Origin of the sequence: Occallatibacter savannae (genome assembly GCF_003131205.1) — a bacterium.
In the GTDB taxonomy this organism is placed as follows: domain Bacteria; phylum Acidobacteriota; class Terriglobia; order Terriglobales; family Acidobacteriaceae; genus Telmatobacter; species Telmatobacter savannae.
The window spans coordinates 1,207,844-1,231,524 of record NZ_QFFY01000001.1 but is presented as its reverse complement, the minus strand read 5'-3'; the positions used below and the strand labels follow the sequence as shown (position 1 = coordinate 1,231,524).

Below are 23,681 nucleotides of genomic sequence, written 5' to 3'. Positions count from 1 at the left end.
CTAAAGCCCGGAATTCCTCTCTGGGCTTATGCGGCACGACTAAAGTCGTGCCCTTTCAAAGCATCTTGAATTCGAACTTCTTCAGAAAGCTATAAAGTCGGGCCGTTTCAAGCATCTTGAATTCGAACTTCTTCCGAAAGCTATGAAGTCGGGCATTTCAAAAACGAACTCTTCAAGCAGCAGCTTGGGTGAAGACTGTTTCCTCAGACTGTAGCAGAGGAGAGGCGGCTGAGGGCTCTCTCCAAAGTTATGGCGACTCCGTCTTCGTCGTTGGGCGGAGCCTGCTTCCAGCCGTTGGTTTTGGCCATGGTGCGGAGGTCCTGGGCAGCGTTGCCCATGAGGACTGCCTGGCCGGCCCACTCCAGCATGTTGACGTCGTTCCAGTTATCGCCGATCGCCATGGTCTCTTTGCGGTCGACGCCGAGACGCGTGGCGAGGCGCTCGAGTGCCCAGCCCTTGGAAACGCCCGGCGGAAGGAGGTCGACGATGGAGAGGTCGCGAGCAGGGTATTCGGTTCGGACGGCTTCGCAAAACTGGCTGAGCGGGCTGGACTTGAGGGCTTGCTCGGCTTGGCGCATCCGTTCCACTCCGCCGGTGACCATTCCCTGAATGGGGTCGTTGCCGTCGGGGAGGGCGTTCTCGAGAGGCCGAACTACCTCGATGGCGTTGCGATTCGCCTCGACCCATAACTCGATGCGCTGGTGCGCCTGTTCCATGTCTTCGAGAACCAATTCGCCTCGACCGACTGTGTCGAAGGTGAAAACCAGTGTTCCGAAAGGCCTTAGGAGTTGGCAGAGTTCGCGGGCCACGCTGGCTTTAAGGTGCGAGCGGTCGAGCGGGTCGCCACCGAGAGTTCGAGTCACTGCTCCATTGGACGTGATGAGGGGCATATCCGCTCGCAGGCCGAGGCCCTGGAGGAGCGGCGCGGTGTATGCGGTTCGGCGGCCGGTTGCGATTGCGACGGTAACTCCGGCGCGTTGGGCAGCGCGAAGCGCCTCGGCGTTCCGAGGGCTGATGTTCTGGCTGAAGGTGGGCAGGAGCGTGCCGTCGATGTCGATCGCCACCAGGCGAACGGGGGGATGCATGAGGCTATTTTAAGGGACTAGGGACTAGGGACTAGGGACTAGGGACCAGGGACTAGGGACTAGGGACTAGGGACCAGGGACTAGGGACTAGGGACTAAGGACTAAGGACTAAGGACTAAGGACTAAGGACTAAGGACTAAGGACTAAGGACTAAGGACTAGATCGTGATCAGTGGTCAGTGGTCAGTCGTCAGTCGTCAGTGGTCGGAGATCGGAAGCAGACATTCAATTAGGTGGTGTGCCCCCCGCCCCCCTCCCATACAGCTTGTAAACAAGTGTCCTGTTTTCTTCTATCTACATGAGAGCGTGCGCTCCAAGTGTATCTCGGGATTGGACTTAGCCGTAAGTGTCTCTTATGTAAGGGGTTTGTTCCCCCGCGCGATCGTTCCTCCTTTTATCCGGAGTCCGCAAATTGAGCTGCGTCTAGCTTTGATCCAAGTATCCGCTTCTGGGGGGAAATTGACTGCAACGGAAAAGGTGATGGGAGGCACAGGGCGCAGTGATCAGTGGTCAGTGATCAGGGGTACGAGGGAACGAGAAGCAGGTGAAGAGGGGACGAGAGGCAGGTGACGAGGGGGTGGGGGTACAAGGGCACGAGGTGACGAGGAGCGGGTGTGATGGCGGGCACGACATGGTGTGCAATCGGGCGAGCAGAATTACGCATCCGGAATGTGGCCGGCGGAGTGGGGCTCGGGGAGTCAGGTATGAGAACTCAGGTTTTGATTGCGTATTGCACGCGCAGCGGATCGACTGCCGAGGTGGCGGAGGCGATCGGGAAGACGCTTAGAGAAACGGGTCTGGTGGTCGAAGTGAAGTCGATTGCGGAGGTGGATGCGATTGCCCCGGGCACGGAGGTTGTGCTGGGGGCGGCGCTCTACATCGGACATCTGCCGAAGGAGTTCCATCAGTTTCTGAATCGCTTCGAGGCGGAACTCGGGAAAGTGAGGCCGTGGGTGTTCGTGCTTGGGCCGACGGAGCGGGAGCGGAAGCAATTTGCCGCGGCCGAAGAGCAGGCCAGGAAGGAACTTGGTAAGCATCCGTCGCTGCACCCGGCGGATATGCGGGTGCTGGGCGGGAAGTTTGATCCGGCAAGTCTGAAGCTTGCATTCCCCATGAAGCTGATCATGAAGGTGCCCGGGAATCCGCTTCGAAAGGTGCCCGCAACGGATATTCGCGATTGGGAGTGGATTCACCGGTGGGCTGGGGCCATTGCCGAGGAGATTGCAGCGCGAATGTGCGTGAGCCCAATGATTCGATAGACTGACTTCATGGAACGGATCTGTGCGAATTGCCACGCAGTGCTGGCGGCCAACAAGAAGGCGGACTGGTGCCCGGCTTGCGGCGGAGCGATGACGGATCGGCCGGAGTTGGCAGAAGTCGAGACGAAAGCTGTTCCGGCTGAAGTGGATCATCGCGGGATTGTTTTGCCACGGCGCCATGCGGTGGGCGGGATCATTACGCCGCAATAGACCGATCCAAAACCAGATGATCGAGATCAAGCGCATCACGCCTGAGACTGCATTTGTGTTCAAGGAGGCACGGCTCCGCGCACTTGCGGATTCGCCGACTGCCTTCTCGAGTACCTATGCGCGGGAGTCGCAGTTTCCGGATGAGGAGTGGCGACGGCGCGCGGAGCGCTGCAGCGACGATGGCAAAGACGCGATGTTTATGGCATTTGAGGGCGGAGCCGTTTGCGGGATCGCGGGCACTTTGAGAGATACGCAGATTGCAGGACGCGCGCAGTTGGTCTCGATGTGGGTGGATCCAGCGTATCGGCGGGCGGGCGTGGGAAGAATGCTGGTCCATGCGGTTGTCGAGTGGAATCGGGATCGAGACGTGCGGGAAATCGTGCTGATGGTGACGGACGTGAATGAAGGTGCAATTGCATTTTACGAGAGGCTCGGGTTCGTGAAGACGGGTCTGACGGAGCAGTATCCGAATGATACGGCGATTGTCGAGCACGAGATGATGCTTCGGATCCCACTCATCGCAGGATGAGGCTGTGCGATGAATGGGGCACAGCTTGAGATGTTGCGATGAAACTTCGGCCGGTTCTTCTGCGTGGCTGCCTGTCGGCGATTGCCATTCTTCTTTTCACATTTCGACTGTTTGCGCAGGAGAGCTCGACGGCTCCGGAACAGCTGCGCCCGGATGCGCGCTTCAAAGCAGACGTATTGGTGGTGGTTGCGCATGAAGACGATGAGGTGATGATCGCGGGGTACCTGGCTAAGCTGGCACAAGACGAGCACAAACGCATTGCGGTTGTTTACGTGACGAACGGTGATGGCGGGGGTAATGCAGTCGGCAATGAGGCGGGTGCGGCACTGGGGCAGGAGCGGCAGATGGAGGCGCGGAGGGCGCTCGCATCCATCGGAATTGAGAATGTCTGGTTTCTGAATCAGCACGACACGCCGAACCAGAATGTTCTGTTTTCGCTCGGGCACTGGGATCATGGGCATGTGCTGGGAGCGCTGGTGCGGTTGATGCGGATCACGCGGCCGGATGTGGTGTTGACGTGGCTGCCCGATCCGGTTTCGGGCGAGAACCATGCGGATCATCAGGCGTCGAGCGTGGTGGCGGCGGAGGCGTTCGATGCGGCGGGAGATGCGACGAAGTTCGCGGAGCAGATTTCGCCGGCGAAGAATCGCACGGGGATGTCGAATTTGACGGAGGGCCTGTTGCCATGGCAACCGCAAAAGCTCTACTTCTTCACGGATGCGTATGAGGTGTTCACGCCGTACTGGTACGACGCGAAGAAGCAGTCGCCTTTCCGGAAGAACCTGGGGGAGGGAACGGGGCCGAGTTTCGCGATGACGGAGACTTCGCCGAGCCGGCATATGTCGTACGCGCAGATTGAGGCGGATGAGCAGACGTACTACATGACGCAGGAGGGGCAGCTTGGCGTGGATGCGGTGAAGGCGAAGAACTTCAAGACGTTCGAGTTTCCGGTGAAGCTGATTTTAGGGAAGTCGGTTGTGGGCGGATCGGTGACGGGAGATGTGTTCGAGGGTGTGCGGACGGAGGGTGTGCCGTTCAAGCCGGTGCATGGATACGCGGCGGAGGGGAAGCGCGGGGTCACGCTGGAGATTGGGGACCCGTGGCGGTTCTATTCGCTGTTCTGGAATGCGCATGATCTGGATCGAATGGCGGCGCTGATTCCGGTGCCCGAGATGGAAGCCGACTATGGCGAGTGGCTGAATGTCGAGCTGCGGGCGTGTAATTACACGGACCACGATGCGGCGATTGATTTGAGTGCGGAGTTGCCGACGGGTTGGGTGGATCACGCCCAGTACAAACGGTATCCGGTGCGTGCGGGGGAGTGCTACCCGGTGACGGCGATGGTTTCGGCGCGGAGTTCAGGTGACGAGAAGTGGGACGAACTGACGTGGACTGCGACGCAGGATGGGCATTCAGTCGGGAGTGTCACGGTGCGGGTTTTTGTGGGGAAGGTGGGGAGCATGCCGCGGTAAAGGTCTGAGAGCGCAAAAGTTCCAAGATCGGATACATGCACCGGAAAGATCCACCCACAGTTGTGGTGATTGGTACCGTCGGCGAACAGCGGAATCGATGCGCGGCTTATCCGGGCAAACTTCCGGATCCCTGGTCATCGGCACCCACAAACGAGGGCCAAGCCTGTTTTGAGACCCGGACCAGTTTTTCTTGTGCCAAGGACCACGCATGATCTAACATTCGGGCTCTTCCCATTCTGTAACGCAGGCCTATCCCCAATTCGTCCTTTCATCCATGGCCACTCGAGGGACAACTCTATGCGTGTCAGAGATCAAGCGTTGGAAACAACACCTTTCACATCAGACAACTACTTTCAGCGACCCGCTGCGCAGGCCGATCAAGCGGACACAGCACGCTTTCCCAGGAATCATGTTCGTTATCCGGCAAAGCTGAAGCCAGTCGAGTGGCTGAACGCAGTTCATGTGCGGAAGCATTCAGGGCCGCTCTCAATTGAGCGCGCCGTACTGGCTGCGTTTGATCGCGCCCATCCCTTAGATGCTTGCCTCGGTACGGCAGAAGAACTGAGTTCCCTCCGTTCCTGCCTCGTCGCCTTTGTGCAGGGAATCGACCGCAATCCGCATCTGCTTGGGATCGGTCGAGTGCTGATAAAGAAGCTTATGACGAAATACCTTACCGCTCGTTGTGCTGTGCTGAAGTTCTGCTCGGAGAATCGATCGTTCATTCAAACTCATGGTAAGCTTCGTGCTCCGTTCATCATCACTGGATTGCCCAGGACGGGCAGCACGTTGCTCCAGCGGCTCATGGCCGAAGATCCAGATGCTCGGTCACCTCTCACGTTTGAGATGGAGAGCCCCTTGCCGCCCATGTCACAGGACGGCGATCCTTTAACCGATCCGCGAATCGCGCGATCGGGCGATGCGCTGAAGTTGCTAGCCCGCATCGCTCCAGGCTTCCTCGAAAAGCTTGCCGAATCTCACTTGTGGAGCGCTACAGAGTTCGAGGAGTCGTACATTTACATGCTGGCGCACAATGGCGTGTCGGTCATGAGTGCTCCAGACGCCGGCGAAGACTATATACGAGTCCAGCGACAAGGGTGTTACCACGCTCCGGTACTTCGGTACGAACGCATGTTCTTCACAATGCTTGATGCCTATAGACCTGCGAAATCGCACTGGGTGTTTAAAGCTCCGAACTATGCACCAGCCCTCCCATGGATGGCAAAGGAGTACCAGGATGCCCGAATTGTTTTAACTCACCGCAACCCGCTTATCGTCGTTCCGTCGGTATGTCGTCTCATGGAATCGTGGTGCATCGCCTTCACTCGTGACGGTTTCTTCGACAAGCACCGCTTTGCAAAGATCGTTTCGGAAATTTGGGAAGCTACTCTCTCAGTGCCGCTTCAGTATCGACGTGACAATCCGGACAAGTCCCGGCGCATTTTTGATTGCATGTACGACGACTTGTTCGCTGACCCAATCGCCATGGTCAAACGGATCTATTCATGGTTCGATCTTGAGGTAACGCCGAAGTTCGAGCAACGAATGCGCGCGTACCTCGACAACAATCGTCAAGGGAAATACGGACGTCACAGTTATTCGCTCCAGGAGTATGGGCTTGACGCGGAACACTTGCTCGAAAGCAATTACGAATATATGCAAAGGTACGGTTTCACAATCGAAGAGGTAGGGCGAAGCAAACGAGCGACGAGCCTGCGGTAGCCCCGTGGCTCACAGCAAAAGGATTCGGTGGCGCGAGTGTCCGGTTTGCCGGGTGTACCTGCGGGCGTTCAACACTACGGCAGGCCGGCGTGGGGGATTTCGACTCGCGTTGTGAGGATAGAAGAGTTCATGAGCGTTTTCGCTTCAGCTTCGTGGAAGGTGGGGGCGACGCAGATGAAAAGAGTGCGGCCGTCTTCGCCGCCGAGCATGCAGGCGAATGGTGAGAGCGGCGTCGAGAGCTCCTGAAGGATTCGGCCGCCCTCGGCTACGCGGAGGAGGCGGTGGTGCATGATGTCGGCGACCCAGACAGCGCCTTCGGCATCGAGGCAGATTCCGTCGGGAACGACTACGGAATGGGCGAGGATTTCGCTGACGTTGGATGATGTGGGTGCGGCACCGAAGGCGGCCCACGTGCGCCGCGGGCCGAGCTTGCCGTTGCGCACGTCAAATGCGCTGAGGCGGTTGGCAAGGGTCTCTGCGACGATGAGAGTGCGGCCGTCTGGAGTGAGCACCATGCCGTTGGGGAAGTGGAGGCCTTCGGCTGCGATGTGGGCGGAGCCGTCGGGCTCGACGCAGATGAGACAGGTGCTGCAGGCAGGCGCGCCGCCGTGGAGGTCGAAGCCGAAATTGCCGACCCACGCGCGGCCTGCGACATCAACGAGCATGTCGTTGATGTCGCCGGGTGCGAGTGCAGAGAGGTCGCAGTGCAGCGAGAGCGAGCCGTCTTCTTCGAGACGCATGATCCTGCGGTCGCACATGGAGGCGATGAGCAGCCGGCCGTCGGGTAGAAAGCCTAGCCCGGAGGGTCGATTCGGGATGAGGGCGATGTCGTCGGTGAATCCGTCGATGGAAGACTGATAGACGCGATAGCCGTGCTGGTCAGAGAAGTAGAGATGGCCGTTGTGCCAGCGTGGGCACTCCGTGAAGGCGAAGCCGCCGACAAGCTTGGTGAACTCCGGCATGGCGTTTCTCTTCCATTCGCTGGATTCGAGATCGCTGCAATTGTACCGGTGCCGAGCGGTGCTTACTCGTAGCGAAGAGCTTCGGCGGGGCGGATGCGGGCGGCTGTGGAGGAGGGGTACAGCGTGGCGAGCAGAGAGATGCTGATGGAGACGGTCGCAACGACGATGCCGTCGATGACTCGAGGCGCGAAGGGCAGGGTGTCGATGGCGTAGACGTCAGGTGTAAGACCGATGTGGTAATGCGAGCCGGCCCAGGCGCCAAGATATCCGAGGATGAGGCCGAGGATTGTGCCGACGAGACTGATGAGGAATCCCTGCAGGAGGAAGATGCGGCGCACCTGGTTTGGATCCACACCGAAGCTCATGAGGACTGCGATGTCGCGGGTCTTCTCCATCACCATCATGGTGAGGGCGATGAGGATGTTGAGCGCCGCGACGATGACGATGAGCGTGATGACGATGAAGGTGACGATCTGCTCGAGGCGAAGGGCGCGGAAGAGCTCGCGGTTCTGTTCTTTCCAGTTGGTGGTTTGAAAGCCCGGGCCGGCGGCGGTTTCGATTTGCTTTGCGATCTCAGGCGCGTGATTGAGATTGTCGACGCGGAAGCTGATGACCGTGATGATGTCGGGCTCATCGTAGAGGCGCTGTGCATCGCCGAGACGAATGAATCCCCAATTGGAGTCGTATTGATAGAAGCCGGTGTGGTAGGTGCCGACGAGCTGGAAACGGACGGTCTGCGGGATCATGCCGAGCGGACTGAGTTCGCCTTGGGGGCTGATCAATGTGACGGTATCGCCAACGGCGGCGCCGATGGTGTCAGCCAGTTCCTTGCCGATGATGAGCGGGGGAAGCTGCGATGAAGGTGAGGCGTCGGCTGATTCGTTTGTAGGCTCGAGGGCTTTCACAGCGGCTGCCGGAGCGTTGGTGAGGACTTTGCTGACGGACTTCTCGTATTGAGGGATGATGCCTTCGACGAGAGCGTAGCCTTCGCGTGCTCCGTGTGCGACGACGACCTGCTCGTCGAGTTCGGGCGCGGCGGCGACAACGTGCGGCAGCCTGGAGAGGCGATCGAGAAGAGGCCGCCAGTCGTGGATGCCTTCGTTCTGGTTCGTGCGCATGAGCTGGATGTGTGCGCTCGAGTCGATAAGGCGATCCTGCATATCGCGACGCATGCCGTTGGTGATTGCGAGCGCGATGATGAGGGCAGCGACGCCGGCTGTGACTCCGGCGATGGAGATCGCGGTGACGACGCCGACGACTGCCTGCCGCCGCTTGGCTTTTAGATACCGCGCCGCCACAAAGAGTTCAAATCGCATCTAGCCTGATTCTATTGCCGGAATCCGTTGCCGATTCTATTTCGTCCCGGTGACCACCGATTTGGCCAGTCCCACGTTTTCATGCCGGTCGTAGACGCGGACGGTGATGAGGTGCTCGCCCGATTTGCCTTCGAGAGACTTGGCGGGGATCTGGAAGTCGTAGTGTTCACGTTTCGAGTCGGAGAGCTTGCCTGCGGGTTCGATGTATTGCCAGGTGCCGGCGTCAATGGCGTACTCTGCGTGAGCAATGGGCGAGGCTGCGTCTTCGGCGTCGAAGGTTACGTGCACAGGACCGACGCAGGGCGCGCGCACGCATTGGATCGGCTGCTCCTCAGCTTTCAGGGCGCTCACAACGGGGGGCGTGGTGTCGATCTCGAAGCGATCGCTTTCCATGAAGTCAGTGAGGGCATCGCCGGGGTTATGCGATGGTGCGTCGGACGCGACGACCTTGATGCGATAGCCGCCGTCGGGAATGAGGGCTGCGTCGAAGCTGTAGGCCTTCTCGCTGATGTTGTCCTTCAGCAAGTGCCAGTCGTGTTCGTTGTCTCCGCGGAGATAAAGCGAGTAGACGAGGTCGTCGCCGTTGTCGTCGTGCGCGGCCCAGCGGACGGTGACGGCTCCGCGGTCTTTTACCCCCTGGATGGGAGTGGTCGCGCTGCTCGTTTCGACTGGAACGACGGCGGGCTGGCTGGTTGATGGAAAGCTGATGTTGACGGTCTGCTGATTCGGATTGGAAGGTTGCGGATTGAGCCGCGCGCCGGGAACGACGACGAGATCATCGACGTTGGGTGCGGCATTTACCGGAAGATAGTTCACGCCGACTTCGCCGAGTTGGCCGCCGTCACGGAGGATCGCTTTCCATTGCAGGAAGCGGCCTGGCGGGGATTGCACCGCGCCGTCTTTGAGCGGCTGCCAGTCGGACCAGCCCCAGTCTCCGCGGCCGCGGATAGGTTGTTCGACGTTGCCGCTGCGTGTGAGGAGATCGTAGTTGGCGGAGTCGGGCTCGACCTCGACGCGGCCAAAGCGCGCGAACGCGCCGGCATCGAGGACGTCGCTGGCGTACTCGTGCGTTTGGGTTTTGCCGAGCGAATAGAGCTTGCCGGTGTTGCCGGTGCCGATGAGGACGGCGCCCCCAGGGGCGTTGGCCAGACTGAGGCCCTGTTGCGCTTCGACGTGGGCGATGTCGGCGTAGTCGCCGTTTTTCTGAATGCGGAAGATGTGGCCCCGGTTGCCGCTGATGGCGAGGATACCGTCTGCTTGCGCATCGAGCGCGTAGACGATGTCTTCTTTGCTGGACCAGATTTTGCGAGGCGCCTGATCTTCGGCGATGGCATAGAGTTCGGTGCCGTCGGGAGCGGAGGAACTCGCGTTGGCAGCTTGCAGGGAGCCGGGCTGGACGATGGTGAAGGTGATGGTGCCGACTCCCTGGACGGGAAGCGGCGGAAGAGGATTGTGACTCTTATCGCCCACGCTGGCGGCGTAGATGGTGCCGTCTGCGCCAACGGCAACGGAGGTGATCTCGCGGCGCGGGGCTTCGAAGAGAACGTAGCCCTTGCCCTGAGGGCTGATGCGATAGACGAGACCAGATCCGTCAGTACCGGCGATGAGATTGCCTTTGGTGTCCCAGGCGAGCGACCGGATGTGTTGTTCGTCGGTCTTGAAGAAGAGGTCTGGCTTGTTCTCAGGGGTGGTGGGATTGACGCGGTAGATGGCTCCGGGACCGCCGACCGCGATGTAGAGCTTGCCGGCGGCGTCGAAGGCCATGTCCCAGATGTAGTGCGATTTTGACTCGCGGTTTGGCTTGGCGTCGTCGTCGCCTGCGGGTGCGGCTTCTGCTTTGGCTGCGTCGAAGACGAGTTTGGCGGATGACTCATCCTGTTTCGTTGTCGAGCTCGAGTTGAGCTTGTAGACCTTACCGCCGGGGACAGTGGCTGCGTAAATGGAGCCGTCAGGGCCGATGCGGACGACCTGCACGCTGACGTCGCGCGTTTCGAAGATGGTGGCGGGCTTGCCGTCTTTTTGCGCGCTGCCGCGCAGAACCGTTGCCGGCGAGCCGGTGCCAAGGTAGGGAGTGCCGCTCTTGTCGACGGCGACAGACCAGATGAATGTGGAAGGTGAGGTGAGCAGGTCGGAGAGGCCCGGACCTTCGCGGAGCATCCCGTTGCTGTTGATGGCGACACCCTGCGGGCTACCCTTCTCGAACTCCTCAATACGAGATTGAGTCCAGAGATGGGTACCCTGGGCACCGAGAGTTGGTGGAGCGATAAGCATCGCGGAGGCAGCGATCGTCAGGGCGATTAGCAGGCGGGGAGTCGGAGACATTCTGGAGATGAGTCTACTAAAGGAGGTATGAGGTATGCAGGCAGCCGAGGGCGGCGTTTTGGGACCTGTTCTCCCGGCTCGTCACAGAAGGTTTGACCCGAACCCCTAGATAGCCTATACATAGGCACATGAAGCGACCAGACCTGCTTCCCGGAACACTTGACATGCTCATTCTCAAGACGCTCGCGCGGGCGCCGTTGCACGGCTATGGAATTGCGCAATCTATCCGGCGAATGTCGGATGAAGTGCTGACGGTTGAGGAGGGCTCTCTGTATCCGGCGCTGCAGCGGCTGCTGCTGCAGGGTTGGGTAAAAGCCGAATGGAAGATGACAGAGACGAATCGGCGAGCGCGCTTCTACACATTGACTGCGGCCGGCCGCAAGCAGTTGGGCGTCGAGGTGTCGGAATTCGAGCAGATGGTTACGGCGATCGGCCGCGTTCTGCGCGAAGCGTGATGGCCGGCGCAGCCTGGCTCTAGTGAAGCAACGGAGGGCATATGAACCCGCTCACATCGATGGCAATGAAGATCAGCATGCTCTTTGGCCGCAGACGCTTCCACTCCGATCTGGATGAGGAGATGACGTTTCATCGCGAACAAGTCGAGAAAGAACTGATGGAGCGTGGCATGTCGGCTGCGCAGGCACGCAGGGAGGCCGCGCGCCAGTTCGGAAATGCGACGCATCTTCGCGATGAGAGCCATCGGGTGATTGCTTTCCAGTGGGAGACAGTGTGGCAGGATCTGCGATTTGCGCTGAGGCAATTCCGGCAGAGCCCCGGTTTCGTTCTGACTGCGATCTTCATTCTCGCAGTGGGAATGGGCGTGAGTGTGGCGATATTCGCCTTTGCGGATGCCGCGGTGATCCAGCCACTGCCGTACTTTGAGCCGAACCGCCTGATGGATGTTGCCGAAAGCGGAGAAACACTCCATCGTTCGAACCTGTCGCGAGCGGACTACGAGGATTGGAAGCGGCTCAACCACTCTTTCAGCTCACTTGATGTGTACGGCGGCTCAGGATACCTGCTGCGAACGCCTTCGGGAACAGAGCCAGTGCCAGCTGGCCGCGTGAGCGATGGACTTTTCCGAACGCTGGGAGTCAAGCCGATGCTGGGTAGAGACTTCTTGCCCGGGGAAGACCGTCCTGGCGGGGCGAAGATCGTCATGCTGTCTTATGGAACGTGGAGGAAGCGGTTTGGAGCGCGAAGGGAGATTGTCGGGCAGGCTATCACGCTGGATGGGACGGCGTACACGGTGATCGGTGTTCTGCCACTTGAGTTCGAATTTGCACCTCGGGCCAACGCTGAGTTTTTTGTTCCGCTGCTGGATAAGAACGAATGCGAAAAGAGGCGCAGCTGTCACAACCTCTTCGGCATAGGCCGGCTCCGGGAGGGGGTTTCGGGGAACTCGGCTCTCAATGAGATGAAGGCGATCGCGGCACAGCTGGAGATACAGTATCCGGATTCGAACAAGTTTCAGGGGGCTGTCGTTCAGCCGCTGTCGGAGATCATCGTCGGTCCAGTGCGGCCCATCATGCTTACGCTGCTTGCGGCGTCTGGGCTGCTCCTGGTTATCGCGTCTGTCAATGTGGCAAGCCTGTTGCTCGTGCGGTCGGAATCGCGCCGGCGCGAGATTGCTGTGCGCGGAGCGCTCGGCGCCACTCCCGCTCGTATTTCGAGGCAATTTGTGACGGAGGCATTTCTACTCGGCCTGCTGGGATGCTCTGCAGGGTTCCTGGTGGCCGACGGATCGATAAGGGTGCTCACAAGCCTTATCCCCAAGACAATGGCGCAGAATCTACCGTTCCTCTGGCGAGTGGGAATCCATTGGCATGAGGCTGCATTTTGCCTGTTGATAGCAATCCTTGCTTCGGGACTGATGGCGGCCACGCCCATCGTACGCCTAACGTTCGCAGACGTTCGCGATGCTCTGAGCGATGGAAACCGCTCTGTCGCTGGGAGGTTCTGGCGCCGAATGGGGGCCAACTTGGTGGTGGTTGAGCTTTCCCTGGCAGTGATTCTGCTGTTTGGAGCGGGACTGCTGAGCAAGAGCTTCTACCGACTGCTAAAGGTTGATGTCGGGTTCGACGCTACGCACCTGGCGACTCTGCAGGTAGTCGCTCCTCCGGGCGCTTACTCGAAGCCAGAACAACAGGTCTCGCTGTTCCGGGAGTTGAGTCGCAAGCTTTCGTCCCTGCCCGGCGTCGAGTCTGTGGGCATTACCTCGGATCTGCCGATTCAGTGCAACTGCAACACGGATTGGATTCGTATCGTGGGCAAGCCGTTCCATGGCGAGCACAACGAAGTGAACGAGCGCGACGTGAGCCCAAGCTATCTACCCACACTGAAAGCGCAGCTGATCCGGGGACGGCTTTTTAGCGAGGATGACAATGCTTCCAAGAGCAACAAGATCATCATCAACAAGCTGCTCGCGGAGAAGTATTTCCCCGGAGAAGATCCGATCGGGAAGATGATCGCGAATGGTGGTCTGGATCCGAAATCGATGAGAGAGATCATCGGGGTGGTGGGGAATGTGCGTGAAGGTGGCCTGGACGAGGAGTTGTGGCCGACTGAATATGAGGCCATCTATCAGAGTCCTGCAAGTTATGTAGCTGTTGCGGTTCGAACCGTGGGGGATGAGGGGGCATTTCTGCCCTCACTGATCAAGGCAGTACACGAGGTGGATCCCACACTCGGAACCTACGGCGAGCTCACGATGAAAGACCAGATGAACAGCACGCAGTCGGCAATGATTCATCGTACGGCGATGTGGCTGGTGGATGGCTTTGCGGCGATTGCTCTGGTGCTGGCGGCGGTTGGGTTGTATGGAGTGATTGCGTACTCGGTTGGGCAGCGCACGCGCGAGATCGGAGTGCGGATGGCCCTGGGTGCGCAACGCAGTGCCGTGTATGCGATGGTGATGCGGCAGGCGGGATGGCTGACGCTGGCCGGGGTCGCGATTGGAGTGGGATGCGCGATCGGGGCGGCGTCGCTGGGGAGGAAGCTGTTGTTCGGTGTGGCGGCATGGGATGTGCCGACGCTGGCGATTGTTGCAGTTGTGCTGGCAAGCGCTTCGCTTGCGGCGAGCTTCTTGCCGGCGCACCGAGCGGCTTCGGTGAATCCGACGGATGCATTGAGGTCGGAGTAGTCTGGTTCGCCCCGGGCAGCCAGTCAGAATCAGACGAGGCCGAGGAAGTTGCTCTGCGCGACGCGGGCGGCGGGGAAGACGAGGTCGAGGTTCCTGGCGCCGATGGTTTTGGAGACGAGTTCTCCGAGGACCTGGCGATAGTCGGTGGTGAGAGCGAGGTCGCGGCCTTCGTTGAGCTGATGGTTATCGAGACCGGGCCAGCGACCGTAGACTTTGCCGCCACGCACACTTCCGCCGAGCACGAACATGCAGTTGGCATGGCCGTGGTCGGTGCCGCCGGTGCCGTTTTCGCGGGCGGTGCGGCCGAACTCTGACATAGTCACGAGCGTGATGTTTTCGGCGGCGTCGCCCATGTCGCGCCAGAAGCCGGCGATGCTCTGCGAGAAGTCGCGCAGGCGAGCGGCGAGCTGCCCTTCAACGTTGCCTTGATTCTGGTGAGTGTCCCAACCGCCGATGTCGGTGAAGGCGGTTTCGACGCCCAGGTTGGATCTGAGGAGCTGGGCGACCTGCTTCATGCGATTGCCGAATTCCGAGTTGGGATAATCAGCGCCGGGAGCGGGCTGGTACTGTGCAGGATTGGCGGCGCGGAGCATTTTGACAGCTTCGAAGGTCTCTTCTCCGGCGGCGTGGAGGATGTGGTCACCGGTTTCTCCGTACATGGCTTCAAAGGCGCTGGCGGCGGGGGAGGGGGCTGGTCCTCTGCCTGCAACGGAGAAATTGTTCAGGTTGCTGAGTGCAATCGCAGGAACTTTGCCGGCGAGGGTGCGGGGAACCTCAGGGCCGAGCGCGAGGGCGCGGAAGGCAGATTGCTGATGGGGCGCGAACTGGTCTTCGGACTGAAGAGCGCGATTGAGCCAGCCGTCTTCAGTGCTTTTGATGCCGGGAGTGCCGGACTCCATGTAGTCCTGGGCGTCGAAGTGGGAGCGCGACATGTCGGGCGATCCGGCGGCGTGGACGATGGCGAGATGGCCGGCGTCGTAGAGCGGCTTGAAAGAGGTGAGTGCCGGATGGAGGCCGAAGAAGCCATCGAGGTCGATGACCTGCTTCTGCGGGATGGCGATGCTGGGGCGCATGGAGTAGTAGTTCTTTTCGCGCCAGGGGACGACGACGTTAAGGCCGTCGGCGGCGCCGCGCTGGAAGATGACGACGAGGCGGCGGTTCGGTGCGGAGTTTGTTTCGGCGAGAACGGAGCGCACGAGGAACTGCGGAAGTGCGGCGGTTCCGGCGACGGCGAGTGCGCCTTTGTGGAGGAAGAAGCGGCGATTGATCTGCATTCTGTTTCTCCTTCAACGCCTTTGGAATTCGGGTGAGCCGAGGAGCAAGCCGGCGAGGATCTGATCCTGGCGCTCAGTCTGGGAGGCGGGGCGGGTGCGGAATCTGGGGCGGTCTCCTGCTGCGGCGGGCATCAGGGAGGCGGATGGTGCGCTGTTCTGACGCTGCTGCTCGAATTGCTGGAGGACTGCGGTTCTGGTGGAGTCGCTTACGCCGCCGGCGAGGAGGAGTGCTTCGAGGCGGGCTTCTTCGGATTGCGGATCGGAGTTGGCGGGGGCGGTTGAGGTCGTGTCGGCGGTTGAGGTGGATTGAGGATTCCAGGTGATGGCGATGCCGGGGAAGCGATTGGCGGCGAGAGACAGGGCAAAGTTCATGCGATTGACGAGGGCGTTGGTGCTGACCCAGGTGTCGGAGGTCCAGCTGTAGCCATTGGGGGTGACGCAGCCATAGAGAGGCATGCCCATCTCGCGAACAGCATTGGCGAGGGGCTGAAGGTTTTCGATGTCGGCGTTGGCGGCACGCGCGGCGGAGACCACAAATTCGATGGGCGTCTTCACTTTGGCGCGGTTGATGTCGGAGTTCCAGAACTCAGGTGAGCGGAAGAGCGTGGTCAGGACGGCCTTGATGTCGCCGTCGGTGATGAGGAAGGTCTTGGTCATGCGATCGACGAGCGCCTGCGGCGGGTTGTCGCTGACGAAGCGGACGGCGAGCTTGCGCGCGATGAACTGGGCGGTGGCGGGGCGGGTGGCGAGCATGTGAAGAAGCTCGCGGCCTTCCTGCTCGCCGTGATCCTTGAACTTTTTACCCATGACGGTTTTGGAGCCGGGCTCGTGTCGGCGCGGGTCGAACTGGAATCCGCCGCCGCGCTGCGGGCGGTCGACCGTCCAGCCGGTGAGGATTTTCGCGACCTGCGTGACGTCGGCTTGCGTGTAGCCGCCGTTGACCCCTACGGTGTGGAGTTCCATCAGTTCGCGGGCGTAGTTTTCGTTGAGGCCTTCGCGGCGCTTCTTGTCGTTGGGACGGAACTGCGCGCGTTCGGCGGCGAGGGAGTCGGGGCCGACGCTGCTTGCGTTGTCGAGATAGAGCAGCATCGCCGGGCTGTGCGCTGTGGCTTCGAGGAGGTCTTCGAACTTGCCCAGGGCGCGAGGGCGGATGACGTCGCGCTCGTAGCTGACGAGGTAGTAGGGCATCTCGTCGTTCTTGTGGAGGAAGACGGTGAAGTGATTCATCCAGAAGTCGGTCATGACCTCCTGGAGTTGCGCGCTGGCGTAGATGTCGCGTGTGAGGCGCTGGGCGACGATCTCTTCGTTGACGAGTCGCTGCGGGCCCTCAAGGTCGAGCACGGTTTCGCGGAGGTCGGGGGTGAGGTCATTGAGGAGAGAGGCGCGCTGCGGGGGCCGGAGGGATTTGAAGAAGGTGTTGGCGGATTCGGGCGGCATTGCGGCGAGGGCGGAGACGCGCTGAGATGGAGCGAGCGAGAGAATGCGGGAGAGCTGGTCGTCTGGCACGGCGGATGGGGCCGTGTCGGCGGAGCGCATTTCGTTTGTGTCTGCTGCGGTGTTTGGCGCGGTGTTCTGCATAGTTGCTTCAGGAGAGGAAGCAGCCATGTCTTTCTGCGGGGACACGGACGGCGGTGTTGATGCGGCTGCGCCTTTTTCCTGCTCCTTCTCCTGCTTCTTTTCGGAGTAGCGGAAGATCTGGTTTTCGTAGACGGCGCGGAGGGCTCCGCGATCGGGGAGGGGCAACTTGCCGGCGATGGTCTGGCGAATGATGGCGTTGCTGGGGACGCGGTAAAGCAACTGCTCGGGGGTCCACTGCATGGCGGGGAACTGGGCGAGGCGGGTATGGAGGTCAACCTCGTCGATCGACGCGGGGTGGAGCTGGAGGTTGAACCACTTGTCGAGGCCCATGGCGCGGACTGCGGCGAGGTCGCCGGGGCGGGGGCCGAAGGTAAAGCGGTTCAGCGCATGGAGGATGCGGTCGTCGCCCTGGAGTTGTTTTGAGTGGTAGGAGGGGCGGTTGGTGCCGGCGGATTGGTGGGAGATTGCCGAGGCGGGTGTGCCGTTCTGCGGTGCGGCAGGAAGCGTCTGTCCGATGAGGGACAGGCACAGGACTGCAGTCAATGGTGCTTGAAGAAACTGCATGCTGCATTCCCCGGTTGGAAATTGCGCTGCGGTACAGAGGAGTGTGTCAGCGTCTGTTCATGATGACTCCAAAAAGCTTAAGAAGTTGTGGGCATTGGGTCTGAAGTGGACGTTGGTAATGGGTGGAAGCGTTGTTATGGGACAAAATGCGGGAGTAGAGCAGGGTGGGTCGTGGGATCCCATGTCTCCAAAATCGGGAGACATGGGGCACCCGACCTTAGTCGTAAATCCAGCTTTTCAGACCTGGGCCACTCGCCGGTGCGCTGTTCGAACGAGGGGCCGACCGATAGGAGGATCAGAGCGAAGGGAAACGGGTAACCGGTCATTGGCTTCAACCTAGCAAATGCCGGAAGCGCGGAAAGCGCAGATGGCGAGGCGGCACAGTTAACGATTTCAAGGGAACGAAGCTAAGCTCTACTGAGGGAGCAAAATGCTCAAACTGCATTTGGAGTGGTTCGGCCCAGTCGCCGCAGTTGTCACAGATTTCATCGGCCTGAAGTTCAACCTTGATGGAAAGATCGGACTTGGGCAATAGCACCGTACTGTTCAAAGCCTTGAATCCGAGTGCGCTCACTGAAATGGAGTATTCACCCGAATCTAAGTGAATCGCTGCATTTCCCTGATTATTGGTCCGCACGCTGTTTAAAGCGCCGGCCGCAGAACGAAGTTCAATCCTGGCGTCGGGAATGAAGGCCAATGTAGAATCCAGCACTCGGACGTTTAGAACGGGTTGCTGTGTAGATTGCGCGAGGAGCGGGCGGGCAGAGAACGCAATAAACAGCAAGCCTAGCCATGCACGAGCCATGGGCGGAAGTATAGCGCTGGATTTCGAAAGAGAGTTAGCAGCCTTTTTTGCAGCGTTCCATGATGGCTTTGTGGAGGCGGTCGCGGAGGTTGGTGGGCATCTCGTAGATCTCGTGAGAGCGGTAGATCTCGATGGTCTTGCGGGTGGTGTTGAGGGTGACTTCGCAGTGCTCGCACCCGCGGAGGTGCTCCTGGAGGTCGGAACGCATCTCGCGCGAGACGGTGTTGTCGATCATGTCGTCGAGCATGGCCAGAAACTCAGTGCACGTCACTTTTCACTCCCTTTTCCCGGGCGACCTTCTTCCGCTTGAAGTAGCGGGCGAGGCGTTCGCGCAACTGTAAGCGGGCACGCAGCAGGCGCGACTTGACGGCAGGTACGCTCAAGCCGAGCGACTCCGCTGTTTCCTCGGTGGAAAGTCCGTCCACATCGCGCAGCACAAAGACTACCCGGAAGCCGGGTGGCAGCCCCTGGATGGTTTTGCGAAGAATTTCGGCCAGTTCGGCCTGGGTGTAGTTCTGCTCCGGGTCGGGAGCCCAGTCGGCGAGGTCGCGGGGTACGCTCCCCTCGTCGGTCTCGATGTCCTCGTCGATTGAGACCATCTTGCCTGTGCGGCGCTTGCGCAACCGCATGAGGCTTTCGTTTACTGCGATCCGGACCAGCCATGTGTAGAACTTCGAATTCCCTTGAAATTGATCGAGCTTCTCATACGCCTTGAGAAACGCGTCCTGCATTACGTCTTCAGCATCTTCGCGGTTTTGCGTAATGTGCTGCGCAATCCGGAAGATCTGGCGTTCGTATTTGCGGACGAGTTCGTCGTACGCCGAGATGTCCCCGGTTTTGACCCTCTCGACGAGGGCAACATCGGGGTGCTGCTCGGGTTCGTTCGCTACAGATTGGATGGTCGCCATGGGGGTTGGTTGCGGGAATTCTGTGCGGGGTGGCCATAAAGCGCCCCACACGTCTAAGTGTAATAGACGGTGGCCGGGGCGGAGGCGAGGATTTCAGGCCCGGCGGAGCGGAAGAGCTGGAAATTGGTGGGTACGTTACGGTGGTGATTCTCTGGCGCTCGCTACGGCAAAATCCGTCATACATTGAAACTATGCATCCAGTGGTTCCCCCTGTTTTTACGCGTGCCTCGGCGAGGACTCTCGCGGCGGTGCTCTGCGCTTTGATGGCAGCTGCTCCGGTAGAGGGGAAGCGCTATGACGCGCCGAATGCCAAGTCGACCAACGCGACTGCGTCGACAACCAGCCAGAAGAAGAAGGTGAGTGGGACGGCGGCAGCGAAGAAGACGTCGACCTCATCGAAGTCGGCGAGCGCCCGAAGATCGGCGACAAGGGCACGCGGCAAGAAGAAGGTCGTGAGCCCGGCGGAGCGGCGGCGCCGCGCGGCTCGAGCACACAAGATCAAGCTGGCGTTTGTGGCGTCTTCGGAGTTGCGGCCCATGGCGCAGCAGTTAGCGACGTTGCGGACTCCGGCGGCGTACTCGGGCGTGACGGCTTACGCTCGTTCGCACAGCGGCGAGGCTTCGGCGGCTGCATACCTGGCGTTGGGGCACGCATACATTCTGGATAAGCGCTATGCCGATGCGGTGAGCAGTTTGCAGCAGGCCAAGCGAGCGGGAGATTCCCTGGAGGACTACGACGACTTTCTCGCTGCCAAGGCGTATCACGAGTCGGACCAGGAGACCCAGGCTGAAGCCCTGCTGAAGGGATTCAAGCTCAAGTATCCGGATAGTATTTTCGTGGACGAGGTTCCGGAGCTTGAGGCGAATGTGCTGCTGGATCTGCATGATGCTGCGGGAGCGAAGCGTGTGCTGGATGCGGCGGCGAGCGACCCCGCGGCGGGACGCGCCGGATATCAACTGGCTGCCGGACTTGTGGCGCAGGCTCAGAACGAGAACGACGAGGCGATTCGGATTTACAAGGCGCTGCTGCTGGCGTACCCGCTCAGCACTGAGGCTTCGATTGCAAGAGCCAAGCTCACGAATCTGGGGGCAGAGGATACGCTGACCAACGATGAACTGCGGAGCCTGGGGGACGCGTACTACAAGGCTGGTCGGTATGAAGATGCAGCCGATCAGTACCGGAGGCTGGCGCAAAAGGCGAACCTGGATACGCAGGCGCGGAACGGATTCAACGTTGCGGCGGCAGCGTGCGATTTGAAGTTGAAGAAGCTGACGGAGAACCAGGCGCAGGCTCTGCCCGACACTCCGGATGAGAATGGGGCGCGCCGCTCGTACCTGCTGATGGAACTGGCGCGCAACCGGAACGACGCGGATGCTCAGTCGCAGATTGTGACGCGAATGGAGACCAGCTTTCCGCAGAGCCAGTGGCTTGCGGAAGCGCTGTTCTCAAGCGGGAACATGTATCTGCTGAAGAAGGACTATGCGAAGGCGGCAGAGTACTACGCGTATCTCGGAGATCATTTCCCGACGAATAAGAACGGATCCGCTGCGCACTGGCGAGCGGGATGGCTGAACTATCGCCTGGGGAATTACAAAGAGGCAGCGCGAATTTTCGAGGAACAGATACACAAGTTTCCAGGCACTCCGGAGACGGCATCGGCGCTGTATTGGCGGGCAAGGCTGTATGAGTCGCAGGATCACGATAGCGCGAAGGCGGCGGCAAACTACCGCACGATTGTGCGCGTGTATCAGCACTTCTTCTACGCGCAGATGGCGCGGCAGAGGCTTGCAGCGCTGGGTAGTGCGGGCACTGACACTGCATCGGCTCCGGACCTGGAGCAGATAAAAACGCCGGAGACTCCGACGCTGTCGGAGAGTTTTCCGGAAGACAGTCCGCACTTGGCGAAGGCAAAGCTGCTCGCGAACGCGGGTCTGAATGAGTACATGGCGCGTGAGATTCAGGCGGATCCCGATTCGGGTTCATGGAGCGCGCTGGCTGAAGCGCAGATCTACGCCTCGTATGGCGAGGCGTACCGCGCACTGCGCGCACTGAAGCGCGCGCTGCCCGGAGCGGCGAGCGCGTCTATCGAGTCAATACCGCTGCCTTACTGGCGCATTCTCTTCCCGGAGCCTTACTGGTCAATCATCAAGGCGGAGGCGGCGAAGAATAATGTCGATCCATATCTGGTTGCGTCGCTGATCCGGCAGGAGTCGGAGTTTAATCCGTCCGTGATTTCGTACGCGAACGCGTGGGGGCTAATGCAGCTTCTGCCCTCCGTGGGGCACTCGCTGGCGAAGCAGGAGGGAATGAAGAATTTTCAAACCTTCCAGCTGCTCGATCCGGAGACGAACATCCGGCTGGGCACGCGTTATCTGAAACAGACGCTGGACAAGTTTGGGGGCGTGCCAGAGTATGCGCTGGCGGCTTACAACGCCGGCGACAGCCGGGTGCAGGACTGGCAGGCCGCTGGGCCGTACAGCGGGATGGATGAATTTGTGGAGTCGATTCCGTTTACGCAGACGCGTGAGTATGTGCAGGCGATTCTGCGGAACATCGAGATCTATCGAGAAATCGATGCAAGCGCCAATACGCCAGGCAAGACCGCAGCGAAGGAAACAAGCGGAGACTGAAGCAAAAGGGAATCCGAATCGCCAATACGGGTTACTGTTGGGGATGTTGACTCCCGACAAGCGGTGAATGAGACTGATCGCAACTCGGAGGATTGCAAATCTCCGGCGGATCATTTGCACCTTGCAGTTGCACCACGAGGCCCCGTACCGGATTGGGGTAGTCACGACGAACTGGCACCAAACGGAAGTTGCTTTGTGACGTCAGACTCTCGGAGGGCAGGATGTCCGACTTGCAATTCCTCAATGAGTGGATTCCCGACAAGATGGATCCTGGAACGGTGTTCGTTCTGGAGAATCAGGGCAAACTTGGTCATGCCCAGAATCCCTACGTGGCAGTGATGTCGTGCCCGCGATGCGGAACGATGGGGTTGATTACGCGGCGACAGCTTTGCGAGCGGGAAATGATGATCTGCGGCGGAGATGCGTGCTCGGCGGAGTATCGGCTGCAGGGCGAGAGCATTCTGTATCGGCATCCGCAGTAGATTCGAATACCGATTAGGTGATGCGCTGCCCGTGCGCACTGGCGCTCGTGGACCGAGTTTCGATCTGCGGCGGTCAATGGTGCGCCAATCGATTTAAGATTGAGCTAATCCCATCCTCTACGCCCGGATGGCGAAATTGGCAGACGCAGCGGACTTAAAATCCGCAGACCGCAAGGTCGTGGGGGTTCAAGTCCCCCTCCGGGCACCACATTCGCGGTCTTAGCTTTCCTTGCCTTCGTATAGCAAGTACTCCGTCAATCAAGCCATACGAAGTGCCAAGGCATCGAAGCAAGTGCCAGCAAAGGGAGGGACTGCCATGATCGCCATTGGAGGGCTCGTTGCTCTCATCATTGTGATCGCTATCTTTTTTCTGTTCAGGACACGGAACAAGCCGTTGTGATTTGGTAGCCCGTTTTGAGGATGCCGGCCGCAGTTCGTCGTGGGTCCTGAAAGCGAGGGCGGGGACGGGGCACATGGGAATAACCTGAACCCATGTCTCAGAAGTGAGTTGTGAGGCACCGATCCCGGAACAGCGTCTTGATCGAGGGTGCCCCGGTCCCCAGAAGCGAGGGACCGGGGCACCCTCTGTTTTGAGTAGGTATCACCTGTTTCGAGAAGATCAATCAGGCGTGGCGGCTTTTGACGGATCTTGCGGGGGCAGGTGCTGCGTGTCTGGTCTGGTTCCAGATGGTGAAGATGGCTGCAACATGGCGGAGGAAGATGCCGGGCATCTTGCTCCACTTGTAGACCTGCGTCACACCGGCTGAGCGCTCCTGATGATGGATGGGGATCTCGCGCAGTGTGAATCCGTGGCGGTGATTGCGCGCGACGAACTCCCACCAGAAGCCTTCTTTCATCTCTCCAAGTTCGCGAGCCATGACCTTCGCGACTGAGTTGCGCATCAGGACGTAGGGGCAGCTAGGGTCGTGCACGGGCGCGTGAAAAACGGTCTGATAGAGCATGTAGAAGAAACGCGAGAAGACGCGGCGAACAAGAGGATCGGCGCGATGAACGCGCCAGCCGATGATGACGTCGGCCGAGTTGCGCGCCTCCCAGAATTTTGCGAAGTCGTGTGGATCGCACTGGCCGTCGGAGTCGAGGCAGAGAAGGAACTCGGACTCGCACATCTCCATGCCTTCGCGCATGGCTTTGGAGTAGCCCTTGCGTTCATCGCTGAGATTGAGGCGGATGGGGAGCTCCGCGGCGAGGGACCGGAGCACCTGCTTGGAGTTATCTTTGCTGCCGTCTTCGCAGACGATGAAGCCGATGTCGGCGACGCGGGAGAGTTCGGTGTACATACCGCGCATTGTCGCTTCGATGCTCTCGCCCTCGTTGTGTACGGGCAGAAGGACTTCAACCTGGTGTGGGCTCGACATAATGTATCTCCTCTAGAGGTGCTGCAACTGCACACGCCGACATGCGTGC

General features: G+C 59.9%; 19 protein-coding genes and 1 tRNA gene. 10 read left to right on the top strand and 10 right to left on the bottom strand.

Annotated elements, in window-relative coordinates; all coding sequences use genetic code 11:
• Positions 1-203: 203 nt before the first annotated feature.
• Entirely contained in the window at positions 204-1,085 is an 882-nt protein-coding gene (locus tag DHV10_RS05480; RefSeq protein ID WP_109485250.1) for an HAD family hydrolase, read from the bottom strand.
• A gap of 703 nt (positions 1,086-1,788) precedes the next feature.
• Here DHV10_RS05480 and DHV10_RS05475 point away from each other — a divergent pair.
• From DHV10_RS05475 to DHV10_RS05455, 5 genes are all read left to right on the top strand, one after another.
• Positions 1,789-2,343 carry a flavodoxin domain-containing protein gene (locus DHV10_RS05475; RefSeq protein ID WP_162601216.1) on the top strand — a complete coding sequence of 185 codons (555 nt, stop codon included), beginning with the start codon at positions 1,789-1,791 and terminating at the stop codon, positions 2,341-2,343.
• Positions 2,344-2,352: 9 nt separating this feature from the next.
• A complete protein-coding gene (locus DHV10_RS05470; protein ID WP_109485248.1) occupies positions 2,353-2,553 on the top strand; it encodes a hypothetical protein in 201 nt (66 codons plus the stop codon).
• Positions 2,554-2,569: 16 nt separating this feature from the next.
• Complete coding sequence (locus tag DHV10_RS05465; protein ID WP_109485247.1) at positions 2,570-3,082, top strand: GNAT family N-acetyltransferase; 513 nt, start codon at positions 2,570-2,572, stop codon at positions 3,080-3,082.
• Between the two features lie 38 nt (positions 3,083-3,120).
• Entirely contained in the window at positions 3,121-4,554 is a 1,434-nt protein-coding gene (locus DHV10_RS05460; RefSeq protein WP_109485246.1) for a PIG-L family deacetylase, read from the top strand.
• 657 nt (positions 4,555-5,211) lie between these two features.
• Positions 5,212-6,273 carry a sulfotransferase family protein gene (locus tag DHV10_RS05455; RefSeq protein ID WP_204101329.1) on the top strand — a complete coding sequence of 354 codons (1,062 nt, stop codon included), beginning with the start codon at positions 5,212-5,214 and terminating at the stop codon, positions 6,271-6,273.
• A 74-nt stretch (positions 6,274-6,347) separates the two neighbouring features.
• Here the strand turns inward: DHV10_RS05455 and DHV10_RS05450 are convergent, their stop codons facing one another.
• The 3 genes from DHV10_RS05450 to DHV10_RS05440 all read right to left on the bottom strand — a co-directional run bounded on the left by DHV10_RS05450 (position 6,348) and on the right by DHV10_RS05440 (position 10,873).
• Complete coding sequence (locus DHV10_RS05450) at positions 6,348-7,235, bottom strand: SMP-30/gluconolactonase/LRE family protein (protein WP_109485244.1); 888 nt, start codon at positions 7,233-7,235, stop codon at positions 6,348-6,350.
• Between the two features lie 62 nt (positions 7,236-7,297).
• Positions 7,298-8,551: an FtsX-like permease family protein gene (locus tag DHV10_RS05445; protein WP_109485243.1), complete on the bottom strand. Its 1,254-nt coding sequence runs from the start codon at positions 8,549-8,551 to the stop codon at positions 7,298-7,300.
• Positions 8,552-8,587: 36 nt separating this feature from the next.
• Entirely contained in the window at positions 8,588-10,873 is a 2,286-nt protein-coding gene (locus DHV10_RS05440; RefSeq protein WP_239461296.1) for a hypothetical protein, read from the bottom strand.
• Positions 10,874-11,001: 128 nt separating this feature from the next.
• On the opposite strand from DHV10_RS05440, the gene DHV10_RS05435 reads away from it, so the two are divergent.
• Complete coding sequence (locus DHV10_RS05435; RefSeq protein WP_109485242.1) at positions 11,002-11,328, top strand: PadR family transcriptional regulator; 327 nt, start codon at positions 11,002-11,004, stop codon at positions 11,326-11,328.
• Between the two features lie 41 nt (positions 11,329-11,369).
• Positions 11,370-14,015, top strand: coding sequence for an ABC transporter permease (locus DHV10_RS05430; protein ID WP_109485241.1), 2,646 nt, complete (start codon positions 11,370-11,372; stop codon positions 14,013-14,015).
• Positions 14,016-14,044: 29 nt separating this feature from the next.
• Here the strand turns inward: DHV10_RS05430 and DHV10_RS05425 are convergent, their stop codons facing one another.
• The 5 genes from DHV10_RS05425 to DHV10_RS05405 form a co-directional block, all read right to left on the bottom strand.
• Positions 14,045-15,289: a DUF1501 domain-containing protein gene (locus tag DHV10_RS05425; protein ID WP_109485240.1), complete on the bottom strand. Its 1,245-nt coding sequence runs from the start codon at positions 15,287-15,289 to the stop codon at positions 14,045-14,047.
• Positions 15,290-15,301: 12 nt separating this feature from the next.
• Positions 15,302-17,431, bottom strand: coding sequence for a DUF1800 domain-containing protein (locus DHV10_RS05420; RefSeq protein ID WP_109485239.1), 2,130 nt, complete (start codon positions 17,429-17,431; stop codon positions 15,302-15,304).
• A 331-nt stretch (positions 17,432-17,762) separates the two neighbouring features.
• Positions 17,763-18,236, bottom strand: coding sequence for a carboxypeptidase-like regulatory domain-containing protein (locus DHV10_RS05415; RefSeq protein WP_109485238.1), 474 nt, complete (start codon positions 18,234-18,236; stop codon positions 17,763-17,765).
• A gap of 34 nt (positions 18,237-18,270) precedes the next feature.
• Positions 18,271-18,507 carry an anti-sigma factor family protein gene (locus DHV10_RS05410; protein WP_109485237.1) on the bottom strand — a complete coding sequence of 79 codons (237 nt, stop codon included), beginning with the start codon at positions 18,505-18,507 and terminating at the stop codon, positions 18,271-18,273.
• Positions 18,494-19,144: a sigma-70 family RNA polymerase sigma factor gene (locus DHV10_RS05405; protein WP_109485236.1), complete on the bottom strand. Its 651-nt coding sequence runs from the start codon at positions 19,142-19,144 to the stop codon at positions 18,494-18,496. Before DHV10_RS05405 ends, DHV10_RS05410 begins: the two co-directional genes overlap by 14 nt.
• Positions 19,145-19,407: 263 nt before the next feature.
• Here DHV10_RS05405 and DHV10_RS05400 point away from each other — a divergent pair, with 263 nt between their 5' ends.
• The 3 genes from DHV10_RS05400 (at position 19,408) to DHV10_RS05390 (ending at position 22,464) form a co-directional block, all read left to right on the top strand.
• Complete coding sequence (locus tag DHV10_RS05400) at positions 19,408-21,774, top strand: lytic transglycosylase domain-containing protein (RefSeq protein ID WP_162601214.1); 2,367 nt, start codon at positions 19,408-19,410, stop codon at positions 21,772-21,774.
• 221 nt (positions 21,775-21,995) lie between these two features.
• Positions 21,996-22,256: a hypothetical protein gene (locus tag DHV10_RS05395; protein ID WP_109485234.1), complete on the top strand. Its 261-nt coding sequence runs from the start codon at positions 21,996-21,998 to the stop codon at positions 22,254-22,256.
• 121 nt (positions 22,257-22,377) lie between these two features.
• A tRNA-Leu gene (locus DHV10_RS05390) sits at positions 22,378-22,464 on the top strand.
• A gap of 415 nt (positions 22,465-22,879) precedes the next feature.
• Here DHV10_RS05390 and DHV10_RS05385 read toward each other — a convergent pair.
• Positions 22,880-23,632: a glycosyltransferase family 2 protein gene (locus tag DHV10_RS05385; RefSeq protein ID WP_109485233.1), complete on the bottom strand. Its 753-nt coding sequence runs from the start codon at positions 23,630-23,632 to the stop codon at positions 22,880-22,882.
• Positions 23,633-23,681 lie beyond the last annotated feature (49 nt).

What these genes read in the sequence shown, in the direction of transcription:
- DHV10_RS05445 (WP_109485243.1), bottom strand. Translation starts at nt 8,551, where the DNA reads ATGCGATTTGAACTCTTTGTGGCGGCGCGGTATCTAAAAGCCAAGCGG.
- DHV10_RS05455 (WP_204101329.1), top strand. Translation starts at nt 5,212, where the DNA reads ATGACGAAATACCTTACCGCTCGTTGTGCTGTGCTGAAGTTCTGCTCG.
- DHV10_RS05475 (WP_162601216.1), top strand. Translation starts at nt 1,789, where the DNA reads ATGAGAACTCAGGTTTTGATTGCGTATTGCACGCGCAGCGGATCGACT.
- DHV10_RS05465 (WP_109485247.1), top strand. Translation starts at nt 2,570, where the DNA reads ATGATCGAGATCAAGCGCATCACGCCTGAGACTGCATTTGTGTTCAAG.
- DHV10_RS05395 (WP_109485234.1), top strand. Translation starts at nt 21,996, where the DNA reads ATGTCCGACTTGCAATTCCTCAATGAGTGGATTCCCGACAAGATGGAT.
- DHV10_RS05470 (WP_109485248.1), top strand. Translation starts at nt 2,353, where the DNA reads ATGGAACGGATCTGTGCGAATTGCCACGCAGTGCTGGCGGCCAACAAG.
- DHV10_RS05425 (WP_109485240.1), bottom strand. Translation starts at nt 15,289, where the DNA reads ATGCAGATCAATCGCCGCTTCTTCCTCCACAAAGGCGCACTCGCCGTC.
- DHV10_RS05405 (WP_109485236.1), bottom strand. Translation starts at nt 19,144, where the DNA reads ATGGCGACCATCCAATCTGTAGCGAACGAACCCGAGCAGCACCCCGAT.
- DHV10_RS05440 (WP_239461296.1), bottom strand. Translation starts at nt 10,873, where the DNA reads ATGTCTCCGACTCCCCGCCTGCTAATCGCCCTGACGATCGCTGCCTCC.
- DHV10_RS05435 (WP_109485242.1), top strand. Translation starts at nt 11,002, where the DNA reads ATGAAGCGACCAGACCTGCTTCCCGGAACACTTGACATGCTCATTCTC.
- DHV10_RS05480 (WP_109485250.1), bottom strand. Translation starts at nt 1,085, where the DNA reads ATGCATCCCCCCGTTCGCCTGGTGGCGATCGACATCGACGGCACGCTC.
- DHV10_RS05415 (WP_109485238.1), bottom strand. Translation starts at nt 18,236, where the DNA reads ATGGCTCGTGCATGGCTAGGCTTGCTGTTTATTGCGTTCTCTGCCCGC.
- DHV10_RS05450 (WP_109485244.1), bottom strand. Translation starts at nt 7,235, where the DNA reads ATGCCGGAGTTCACCAAGCTTGTCGGCGGCTTCGCCTTCACGGAGTGC.
- DHV10_RS05460 (WP_109485246.1), top strand. Translation starts at nt 3,121, where the DNA reads ATGAAACTTCGGCCGGTTCTTCTGCGTGGCTGCCTGTCGGCGATTGCC.
- DHV10_RS05385 (WP_109485233.1), bottom strand. Translation starts at nt 23,632, where the DNA reads ATGTCGAGCCCACACCAGGTTGAAGTCCTTCTGCCCGTACACAACGAG.
- DHV10_RS05430 (WP_109485241.1), top strand. Translation starts at nt 11,370, where the DNA reads ATGAACCCGCTCACATCGATGGCAATGAAGATCAGCATGCTCTTTGGC.
- DHV10_RS05400 (WP_162601214.1), top strand. Translation starts at nt 19,408, where the DNA reads ATGGCAGCTGCTCCGGTAGAGGGGAAGCGCTATGACGCGCCGAATGCC.
- DHV10_RS05420 (WP_109485239.1), bottom strand. Translation starts at nt 17,431, where the DNA reads ATGCAGTTTCTTCAAGCACCATTGACTGCAGTCCTGTGCCTGTCCCTC.